The organism is Anaerococcus obesiensis ph10, assembly GCF_000311745.1.
In the GTDB taxonomy this organism is placed as follows: Bacteria; Bacillota; Clostridia; order Tissierellales; family Peptoniphilaceae; genus Anaerococcus; species Anaerococcus vaginalis.
The window spans coordinates 239,362-249,284 of the sequence record NZ_HE978532.1 but is presented as its reverse complement, the minus strand read 5'-3'; the positions used below and the strand labels follow the sequence as shown (position 1 = coordinate 249,284).

Annotated in this window: 13 protein-coding genes and 1 pseudogene; all 14 read left to right on the top strand. The window is 26.7% G+C overall.

What is annotated here, in order from left to right; all coding sequences use genetic code 11:
- Window positions 1–238: pseudogene (locus HGAG_RS10825) on the top strand (DNA-binding protein); the annotation flags it as partial.
- Between the two features lie 249 nt (window positions 239–487).
- Window positions 488–652, top strand: a complete 165-nt coding sequence (locus HGAG_RS11650) for a hypothetical protein (RefSeq protein WP_004816339.1) — start codon at window positions 488–490, stop codon at window positions 650–652.
- Window positions 653–748: 96 nt separating this feature from the next.
- A complete protein-coding gene (locus tag HGAG_RS07235) occupies window positions 749–1,219 on the top strand; it encodes a hypothetical protein (protein ID WP_019118530.1) in 471 nt (156 codons plus the stop codon).
- A gap of 22 nt (window positions 1,220–1,241) precedes the next feature.
- A complete protein-coding gene (locus HGAG_RS07230) occupies window positions 1,242–1,763 on the top strand; it encodes a DUF2975 domain-containing protein (protein ID WP_019118529.1) in 522 nt (173 codons plus the stop codon).
- Between the two features lie 2 nt (window positions 1,764–1,765).
- Entirely contained in the window at window positions 1,766–1,990 is a 225-nt protein-coding gene (locus HGAG_RS07225) for a helix-turn-helix domain-containing protein (protein ID WP_026074074.1), read from the top strand.
- Window positions 1,991–2,070: 80 nt separating this feature from the next.
- Complete coding sequence (locus HGAG_RS07220) at window positions 2,071–2,343, top strand: type II toxin-antitoxin system RelB/DinJ family antitoxin (RefSeq protein ID WP_004812197.1); 273 nt, start codon at window positions 2,071–2,073, stop codon at window positions 2,341–2,343.
- A gap of 924 nt (window positions 2,344–3,267) precedes the next feature.
- Window positions 3,268–3,951, top strand: coding sequence for a response regulator transcription factor (locus HGAG_RS07215; RefSeq protein WP_019118527.1), 684 nt, complete (start codon window positions 3,268–3,270; stop codon window positions 3,949–3,951).
- A complete protein-coding gene (locus HGAG_RS07210) occupies window positions 3,944–4,990 on the top strand; it encodes a sensor histidine kinase (protein ID WP_026074073.1) in 1,047 nt (348 codons plus the stop codon). The genes HGAG_RS07215 and HGAG_RS07210 overlap by 8 nt, the downstream gene beginning before the upstream one ends.
- A gap of 251 nt (window positions 4,991–5,241) precedes the next feature.
- Window positions 5,242–6,129, top strand: coding sequence for an ABC transporter ATP-binding protein (locus HGAG_RS07205; RefSeq protein WP_012797171.1), 888 nt, complete (start codon window positions 5,242–5,244; stop codon window positions 6,127–6,129).
- Between the two features lies 1 nt (window position 6,130).
- On the top strand, window positions 6,131–7,405 hold the full coding sequence (locus HGAG_RS07200; RefSeq protein ID WP_019118525.1) for an ABC transporter permease: 1,275 nt from the start codon (window positions 6,131–6,133) through the stop codon (window positions 7,403–7,405).
- The gene (locus HGAG_RS07195) at window positions 7,371–7,661 is read left to right on the top strand and encodes a hypothetical protein (RefSeq protein WP_004818854.1); all 291 of its coding nucleotides are present in this window, start codon (window positions 7,371–7,373) and stop codon (window positions 7,659–7,661) included. The genes HGAG_RS07200 and HGAG_RS07195 overlap by 35 nt, the downstream gene beginning before the upstream one ends.
- Before the next feature lie 169 nt (window positions 7,662–7,830).
- A complete protein-coding gene (locus tag HGAG_RS07190; protein WP_019118524.1) occupies window positions 7,831–9,060 on the top strand; it encodes an ABC transporter permease in 1,230 nt (409 codons plus the stop codon).
- A 30-nt stretch (window positions 9,061–9,090) separates the two neighbouring features.
- Complete coding sequence (locus tag HGAG_RS12140) at window positions 9,091–9,501, top strand: ABC transporter ATP-binding protein/permease (RefSeq protein ID WP_026074072.1); 411 nt, start codon at window positions 9,091–9,093, stop codon at window positions 9,499–9,501.
- A partial coding sequence (locus HGAG_RS12135) for an ATP-binding cassette domain-containing protein (protein WP_341871714.1) occupies window positions 9,492–9,923 on the top strand: 432 nt, incomplete at its 3' end. The genes HGAG_RS12140 and HGAG_RS12135, both read left to right, overlap by 10 nt.

The window sequence follows — 9,923 nt, the reverse complement described above, 5'->3', positions numbered from 1 at the left end:
TAACCTAAAACAAGGAGATTTTGTTAAAATATTTGGTCAAGTAAAAACAAGCATTGACAACAACGGAAAGGAACATAAGAATGTCCGTATTTTGTCTTCTAAGCTCTTAAAAGCAAAAGAACAAGTAAAGAGTCAAGATAAGGATAAAAAGTCCATATTAGGTCAAATAAAAAGCTTTAAGACAGATGACAAAACTAAGTCAACTAAGAAAGAGCATAGCAAAGGTAAAGAGAGGTAAATATCGGCAGTCTTCAATCTGGACGATATGAACAATACTTATACAAATTGTTCAGCCTATGGAGATATGACGGGGACTTAGAAATCGTTCTTATTCCAGAACTTTTAGAACTAATGTTTTGATGTAAAAATCGGATTCTAACAAAGTTCTAAATGAGTTTTAAAATTCTGCCTCAAATAATTGAATTATGGGGGCTAAACATAAAGTCAGAAGAAGTCCCTAAAAAAAGTTAGACCAACAGAAAGACTAATGACTACACCCTTGTTTTTACTAAGGGCAGTGGAACTTGGTCTTTCTGTTTCTGATTTATCTCTACTAACAATTGGACTTGTAAATGATATGTTTACAGAAAAGAATAATGATGATTATAAATACAAAGAAGTAGCTACACAAGAAGACTTTGATAAGTTTTAAGTCATTACAAATGATATTGACAAACTACAATTATTGTTTTACAATAATAATCAAAGATAATTATCGTTTTATAATAATTCAATAGGGAGGATTATCATGAGAAAAAAATTTTTAATAATGGCTATTTTTCTTGTTTTTTCTATAGTTTTAACTTCTTGTAGTCCAAATACTACAACAGAACAAACAAGTAGTAAAAAAGAAGAAAAGATTGAAATATTTGATTCTAACAATAAAAAAATTGTTGAAACAGAAGAACAAGAAGTTTTAGACTACTTTGGCAATTTAACAGGAATGAGCATAGCAAATATTAATGATAAAAACTTCGACAATTATTTTAAAGAAATACCAGATGACGCAATAGAGTCTTACCATTTCATATTAACCAGCAAGAGAGAGGATAAAAAAGTTACAAAGATAGATTTTTATATTTATGAAAATTATCCATATATTACAATGGAGGGAATGCCCATGATTCCATCTTCATTAACCTTGGAACTTTCTAAAGAAGATTTAAATGATCTGAAAGATAAAGTACAAGAATGGAAAGATGTAGATGATAATAGATAAACGAAAGTGTTGAGGAGAAGTTATGAAGAGTTTTATTTTTAAAATATCGATTATATTATCTAAGGTTTTAAGATATATTTCATATTTAGGAGCAGGTTTTACCTTGCTTGGAAGTGTATTAACTCTGATTTTTAAAGATGATGTAATACAAGAAGTTGAATCTTATCAATTTAATCTACAAGAAGTTTCACTTCCTTTTATTATTTATTCATGCTTGAGTGCCCTTATGATATTCATTGTTGCTGGTTTCTCATTGGATAAATTTGAGAAGATTTTAGTGAATTTAGAGAAGAAAGATTATTTTTCAGACTTAAATTCAAAATATTCGAGAGATATATTAATAGCACTTATAGTTCTGACGATTTGTCAAATTATTTCTAAGCTAGTTTTCAATTATCTTAAAGTGGACAATATTAGCAGTGTTTTTAATTTAACTATTAAGGATTATTTAACGAATATAATTTTGATGGTTATAGCATTTTCATCAATGATTATATTTGATACAGGAAAATCCTTAAAAGAAGATTCGGAAAGTATAATTTGAAAATGAAAGATCAAATAATTATAAATCTAGATCAAGTGTTAAAAAAGAAAAATATGACATCGAAAGAGCTTGCAGCAAGGATAGGGATAACCGAAGCAAATTTATCAATATTAAAAACTGGAAAAGCCAAAGGTATAAGGTTTAACACTTTAGCGAGCATCTGTAAGGAGCTTGATTGTCAACCAGGTGATTTACTTAAGTATGATAATGAAGAATATCAACAGTAAAATTAATGTATCAAGTATAATGACAGTGTATTGACTACGCACAAATTTAGTTATATAATAAGGTCAAAGGAGATGGGGAAATGGCTACAACAAATTTGAATATACGAACAGATAAAGAAATAAAAGAAGCTGCCGAAAAAATCTACTCCAGTCTAGGCTTAAATATGACTACTGCCATTAACATGTTTTTAAGGGCGAGTATTAGAGAAAGTGGCATTCCTTTTGATTTAAAACTTAATGTTCCAAGTGATGAAACTATAAAAGCGATTGAAGAAGGAAGAATGATAGCTAAAGATACGAATGTGAAATCCTATGACAATATGGATGACTTGAGGAAAGCCCTTGAAGTATAAGATAAAGTTTACAAGTAAATTTAAAAAAGACCTAAAGCAAGCTAAAAAGCATAGGAAAAGATAATAAGGAATACACAAGTCTAAAAGTATACTCTGCAAAGTTATTAAAAGCTAAAGAGCATACTAAAGCAAAAATATCAACAATAGAGAAATTAAAGAAATTTAAGACTAAAGGGGATATGAAAGTGGATGAAAAGAAGAAAAATGATAAAAGCATAGAAAGGTAAAAGATTATAGGGGGCAGGTTTTTGTCTGCTTACTGTATTGTATGATGGGGCAAGTTCCAATACTGGGGTGAAAGTCCCTAAACAGCGTATTTGTCGACGAATTCCATAGCAATCCTGAAATTTCACATGGAGATATGTGGAAGAGAGGAACGACCTGACTTGATGAACATGAATATGATATTAAGGTTGGTTAGATATGTAGATTACAGTATACTAACAGTAGCAAACAGTGTAGTGGCAAATAGAGTAATAGTTTTAGTAACCAATGTATAGAAAAGAAGTTAGGATTAAAATAAATGCAACAAAATTCAAAGTTATTAAACCAACAAAGCTAAAATGTTTTGGATTTGAAGTCTGAAAAAGAAAAGATGATTAGAAGGCTAGAACAGACGAAAACTTTTTAAAAGATATAGTATATGTGATGACAGCAAAGACAATCTATTATCAATATAGTAGATATAGATATTGAAATGAGATAAAGAATAATGGTACAATATCTATAAGTAGACATTTATAAACAACGAAAGAAATGTATATTAAATCAAAAATTATAGATTTAAGAAATTTAGAAAGATAGATTTAATTCATTAAAAGGATGTTGTATTATTCTTTTTGATTCTTTTACTTAAAAAATTTCTTTATTTTTTTAAAGTTGTTTTGACAAAAGTGATAGATTTAAAATGGAGGAAATTTAGTTATGAATTACTCAGTATTAGTAGTAGAAGATGATGAAAGTATTTTAGATTTAATAGAGATATATCTAGAAAATGAAAATTATATTATAAAAAAGGCAACATGTTCAGAGGAAGCAATTAGATATATTAAGGAAGAAGAATTTGATTTAGCGATTTTAGATATTATGTTACCTGATAAAGATGGATATTATTTATGCAAAAAGATTAGAGAGTCTTTTAATTATCCAATTGTTATGCTTACATCAAAAGATGATGAGTCAAGTAAAATTAAGGGCTTAACCTTTGGAGCGGATGATTATGTAACTAAACCATTTTTACCTGGAGAGTTAGTTGCTAGAGTAAAGGCTCAATTAAGAAGATACAATAATTATAATTTAAAAACTAAAGAAGGTACAGGAAATATTTTAACTTATCAAAATGTGGATTTAAATATCAAATCAAGAGAAGTTTTAGTTGATGGACAGGAAATTGATTTAACTCCTATTGAATTTATTATTTTAAAATCATTACTAGAGAAAAAATCTGAAGTACTAGGATCCGAAGATTTATTCTATAAAATATATCCGGATGAATATTATATAAAAAACAATACGGTTTCAGTTCATATTAGGCATATTAGGGAAAAGTTAGGAGTGCAAAACAATATAATAACAACTGTATGGGGAGTTGGGTATAAAATTGGATAAAGATCAATATTTTAAAGATATACTAAAAAAAATAGTAATAAAAATTATGGTATTTTTATTTATTCTAATGAGTTGTATGCTTGCAATAGATAGCAATATTTTTAGATTTAATAATGAAATACACGAATTTTTTGTTAATAGATTGGATCTGATTTTTTTTGTTATTTTATTATTGGGGATATTAATTATTATAATAAAAGAATTTTCAAAATTAGAGAAAGATTATATTGACTTATGCAAAAAAATAGACGATATGGATGCGAATATTGTTAGTTTCCCGACTCCTTATAAAACTTTAGAAGATTCCATAAATAGATTAAAATTTAAACAAAAAGAGATAGAATATACGCTTAAAAAAAGAGAAAATGAAGATAATGATTTAATCACCTACTTAGCACATGACTTAAGAACTCCTTTGACATCTATCATTGGATATTTATCAATGCTCGATGAAATGAAAGACTTGCCTAATAAGCAAAGAGAGAAATATATTAGACAATTATTAGAAACAGCATTAGGATTAGAAGATCTTATAAACCAATTTTTTGAAATTGCTAGATTAAATAATGGTGAATTTAGTATTCATAAAGAAAAAATTGATTTAGAATATTTTTTAATACAATTAAGAGATGAGCTTTATCCTATGATGAAAGAGAATAATCATAAGATAAATATCTCAAGTGAAGGCTCAATATTTGTAAATGTCGATCCAAATAAAATGAAAAGAGCCTTAGAGAATATTTTAAAAAATGCAATCTTATATTCTTATGCAAATACAGAGATAAAAGTTAAAATATATCAAACGTATAAGTGTGTAATATTAAAAATTATTAACAAGGCCGATACACTAGAAGAAGCGCAGATAAGAAATATGTTTAACAAATTTACTAGATTAAATCTAGCAAGAAATTCAAAAAAAGTGGGATCTGGCTTAGGTTTACCTATCGCAAAAGAAATTATTGAATTACATGAGGGTAAGATAGAGGTAGAAAGTTCTAATAATGAAGTTATTGTCATTGTAAGATTAAAAAATAAATGAGGATTACACCTTAATTATGTATAAAACTACATAATTAAGGTGTTTTTTTATTTTTTAAAAATTAATGAAATCTTAAGAATTAATCAATAGAATATTAAAACACTTTTTTATTGTATCAATTAAAATAAAATCATAGAGGAGTAAAATTTTTATCACTAACATGAAGAGAGGAGTAAAATTTTTATCACTAACATGAAGATGTATTTTTTACTTTTTAATAAGGAAGCATAAAAGATAAAGGAGGTAGTTTAGTGGAATTAGAGATTAAAAACGTAAGTAAGAAATTTAAAGATAAATTAGCGGTTGATAATGCATCAGCTACGTTATGTCCAGGTGTTTGGGGACTCTTAGGTGCAAATGGTGCTGGGAAAACAACTTTAATAAAAATGATCACTGGAATTAGTACACCGAGTCAAGGCGAAATTTTATATAATGGGGAAAGAATCAACAAATTAGGAGAAGAATATAGGAATTTGTTAGGGTTTTTACCTCAAGAATTTATTTGTGCTCCAGAGTTTACTGTAAATTCATTTTTACAATATGTAGCTGCTTTAAAAGGTATAGACAAGAGCAAAACAGAAGAAATGATTGATAAACTCCTAGAAGTATTAAACTTATCTGATGTCAAGTACAAAAAAGTAGTAAAGCTTTCAGGAGGAATGAGAAGGAGAGTAGGAATATGTCAAGCTATTTTAAATGATCCTAAAATATTAATTTTAGATGAACCAACAGCAGGACTTGATCCTGGTGAGAGAATAAAATTAAGAAATTTTATCACGGAAATATCAAAAAATAAAATAGTTTTGCTTTCGACTCATATAGTCTCTGATATTGAATATATATCAACATCAAATTTAATTATGAAAGATGGTAAATTTGTATATTCTGGAACAACTGATGAACTGATATCTAAAATTAAGAATAAGGTATACGAAGCATCTATATCAAATAGAGAATATGCAGAAAAAGAAACACAATTGAATGTTGTTAATGTAAAACAACAAGATGATGGAAACGTACTCATTAGATACATATCAGATAAAGATGATGTTTTAAATAATTCTAAATTAACAAAAGCTCATCTAGAAGACTTCTATTTATGGGTCTTTCCAGAAGATAGAAGTTTTAAGGTGAATTAAAATGAAAATTTACTTAAATGAGATAAAGAGGATTTTATCAATAAGATCAAATCAAATTATAATATTGTTTTCATTACTACTTGCTATATTGCTTTCCATAGCTCCAATTAATTTTACAAAAATTACCTATGGAGAAGGAGATCAAGTAAAAAATTTAAAAGGAAAAGAAGCAATAGAATATATTAAAAAAGCTAAAGAGCCTTATTCAGGAAAGATAACAGAAGATTTAATTTATAATGGCACAAAAAAATATAGAGAAATACTAAGAGAATATAATGTTACTGATAGGTCTGAATTAAAACCTGAAATTAATACAAAGAAGCTTATGCCTATAGAACATATAAGTAAGAAAGTAAATGAAGTATTCACTGATTCTCAAAGTAATAACCTTCCTCCAGTTTTAAGCATAGATATCAATGATACCAAATATTTTTACAATAAAGTATTTGATTATCTAAATAAAGTAATTGAAAATGAATATCCTAATAAAGCTCAGAATCAAATTATAGAAAAATCTGAAAAAGCACTGAGTAAAATAAAGACTCCATATGAATATTATGGATATTATAGTACAGATGCAAATGATTATAGAGGATTTTATAATACGATAATAATAATTTTAATGGTTGTAGTAGCAGCTCCAATATTCTCGTCAGATAGTGAGAATGATTTAGATTATATATTTAAAACAACTAAATATGGCAGAAGAAAGTTTGCCATCTATAAAATCCTAGCAATACTTACGATTTCGGTATTAACTTTGCTCTTAGGAAACTTCATACAAGGCTCTATATTAGACTATGCTTTTGGAACAGAGTATAAAAAGACTTCTGTTCAGATGATGTTTAGTGCTTTAAGTTTGCATAATTGGAACTTTGGACAGTTTAATAAATATATGCTTATTTGTAATAGTATCATATTGATTTCAACCATTCTTGCTACACTAATTATTTCTGTATTAAGTAAAAGAAAAGTTGAATCCATAATGAAATCAATTTTATTAGCAGTATTTCCAACAATAATTTCTCCTATTGGTATGATTAGTGCTATAAACTATATTTTTCCATCTTCAGGAGTAGGACTACTCAATTCATTACAAAATCAAATAGCTGATTTTAATTTTGTAAATGTTTTTGGAAATTGGATGAGTTCATCAAGTCTTATAATGATATCAGCTGTAATATATATTATTATTTCACCAAGTTTAGTAGTAATGATGTATTCAAAAATTGGAGGTAATTATGGACTTAATAACCCTAGAAGCAGAAAAATATAATAATAAAGAAAACATTACCTTAAACATGGTAATCGAAGGACCTGATTATGAGGATAAGTATGATAAGATACAAGTTTATTTAAATGAATGCGATTGGTTGCCTAAGAATATAAACATATTAACATCTTCCATAGATTATGGACCACATGAAAGCATATATACAAGACCACAATCTTATGAAGAAAGAATGATTTTAAAAGATTATTATGATCCAATTTTATCGTGGGATGAAAAAAATAAAATAAGGAGAATATAGAACTGGTAACAGAGTTCGCGCTTTAGAAACTCTTAGAGCATCATATTAATGATGAATCATAGAGGCTCACACTATATAGAAATTTTAGTCTATATTTTGTGGGCTTCTATATTAATTATAAATAATAAGACTAGTTTGCTTTGTCAAAGCTGTAGGGGAGGTATAGATTATGAACATATATTTACAGGAACTAAAAAGATTTTTATCTAAAAAATCAGTAAGAGTTTTTTTGGTCGTGGGTTTATTTTTTACTTTTTTGATATCATTTATTACTTATAGAAGTGTACAATATGATGATATAAGTTCTGGTGATACAATTACCTATTTTGGAAAAGAGGCTATAGATCATTTTAATGAGGATAATAAAGCCTCTGAAGGTTATTTGACAGAAGATAAAATAACTAAAGTAGTAAAATCTTATAAAGAAATATTAAATAATGAAAATGTAAACAGTAGAGAAAACTTATCAGAGGATGCTAAAAAAAATATATCGAAATTTGATCCTATATTAAGAGTAATAACATACCCATATACAATTACAACATCTGGAAGTTTACTTGATGTAAACGAACTTGATACAGAAAAAGATTTAAATTTTTATCAAAGTTGTTATGATGCATTGGAAAGGGACATAAAACAGAAATATGACAATGACAAGATAACAGAATTTGCTCTAGAAAAATATAAAGAGGTAAATAAACCATTTTATTATGGAGGATATTTTAGTGAAGATATACTATTTTTCGTAAATATTTTTATAACGGTATTATCATTAATTTGTATATTGATTTCATCACAATGCATTGTTGAAGATAAAGAAAATTACCTAGATTCAATTTTTAGAACAACTAGAAATGGAAGAAATAAATATATTTGCAGCAAGATACTTGCCTTAGCAAGTATTATATCGCTTTATTTGATATTAAATATATCTATTTATTATGGAACTATTAAATATCTTTATACTAATGGTTTAGATTCATCTTTTCAAATGTTACTATTTAATCAACTGTCAATATCTAATTTAACTATAGGTAAAGTTATATTAAGTGTATTTTTGTTAAGTATATTATTTACTATTGCAAGTTCAATGATGTCAATATTTGTCGCTATAAATTCAAAAGTTTCTATGGTTTCATCAGCCATATCGAGTGTTTTATTTTTTATTCCATCATTATTGTATGGAAAAAAATTGTTTAAATCAATATTTTATTTTTTGCCGTCTTTGGGATTAGGTACTGCAGAAAATAGCTTAATTGAACAGTATCAAAAATTTGAATTTGTTAAGTTGCCAGGTAAAATTTTATGGATTCCAAAGTTTCTAGTAATAATGGCTTTAATTAATATTGCTCTGTATTTATTGCTAAGTATAAAATCATATAACAAAATAGAGCAATAAATATTTTAATGGGAAGTAGAGGATAAATATATGGGTAAGGATAAAATAAATCATCTTGAATGTATAAAAATAGCATTCAAGATGATTTATGAAGTAGATAAAAATTCTTTTGCGATTACTATAATATTGTCAATTGTAAGTGGTGTTTTTCCGTTTTTAGTTCTTAAATCAGGACAAACAATAATTAATATAATTCAAATTCATTCCACTAGATTTGATAATATTATAATACTTATACTTATATATTTATCTTTACAATTTATATCTGTAATAGTAGATAATATTAAAAACTACTATTTACAAAGGTTAAGTAATGAAGTTACTTATTCTTCTATGAGGAAAGTAATGGGAAAATGTGCTGATTTGCCTTTAAAAAAACTTGAAGATAATAAAACTTACGATATTTTGAACAGAATAGAGCAAGATGCTACATTAATGTAATATCGTTATCTAATATAAGCTTTTCTTATGATGATAATAGTTTAGCTCTGCAAGACATTTCTTTAAAGATAAAAAAAGGAGAATCAATTGCAATAATTGGGGAAAATGGTTCAGGAAAAAGTACACTTCTAAAAATTTTAGCTGGATTATATAGTCCAGATTCAGGTGTGTTTTTAATTAATGGGATGAAATTTGATGATATTGAAATAGAATCTTATAGAATACAGATTAGTTCATTATTTCAAGATTATTTGAAATATGAGGGGACAATAAAAGAGAATATTATATTAGGGCAAATTGATAGAAATGAAGACGACTTTTCGATTCTAACAGCATTAAATAGTGCTGATGCAAAATTTTTAAAAAATGATGGTAAATATAATATTAATAAAGTAGTAGGTAATTGGTTTGAAAATGGGCAG

Excerpts from the sequence above, each read along its gene's own strand:
- HGAG_RS07195 (WP_004818854.1), top strand. The coding sequence starts at position 7,371 with ATGGACTTAATAACCCTAGAAGCAGAAAAATATAATAATAAAGAAAAC.
- HGAG_RS12140 (WP_026074072.1), top strand. The coding sequence starts at position 9,091 with ATGGGTAAGGATAAAATAAATCATCTTGAATGTATAAAAATAGCATTC.
- HGAG_RS07235 (WP_019118530.1), top strand. The coding sequence starts at position 749 with ATGAGAAAAAAATTTTTAATAATGGCTATTTTTCTTGTTTTTTCTATA.
- HGAG_RS11650 (WP_004816339.1), top strand. The coding sequence starts at position 488 with ATGACTACACCCTTGTTTTTACTAAGGGCAGTGGAACTTGGTCTTTCT.
- HGAG_RS07215 (WP_019118527.1), top strand. The coding sequence starts at position 3,268 with ATGAATTACTCAGTATTAGTAGTAGAAGATGATGAAAGTATTTTAGAT.
- HGAG_RS07190 (WP_019118524.1), top strand. The coding sequence starts at position 7,831 with ATGAACATATATTTACAGGAACTAAAAAGATTTTTATCTAAAAAATCA.
- HGAG_RS07230 (WP_019118529.1), top strand. The coding sequence starts at position 1,242 with ATGAAGAGTTTTATTTTTAAAATATCGATTATATTATCTAAGGTTTTA.
- HGAG_RS07220 (WP_004812197.1), top strand. The coding sequence starts at position 2,071 with ATGGCTACAACAAATTTGAATATACGAACAGATAAAGAAATAAAAGAA.
- HGAG_RS07200 (WP_019118525.1), top strand. The coding sequence starts at position 6,131 with ATGAAAATTTACTTAAATGAGATAAAGAGGATTTTATCAATAAGATCA.
- HGAG_RS07225 (WP_026074074.1), top strand. The coding sequence starts at position 1,766 with ATGAAAGATCAAATAATTATAAATCTAGATCAAGTGTTAAAAAAGAAA.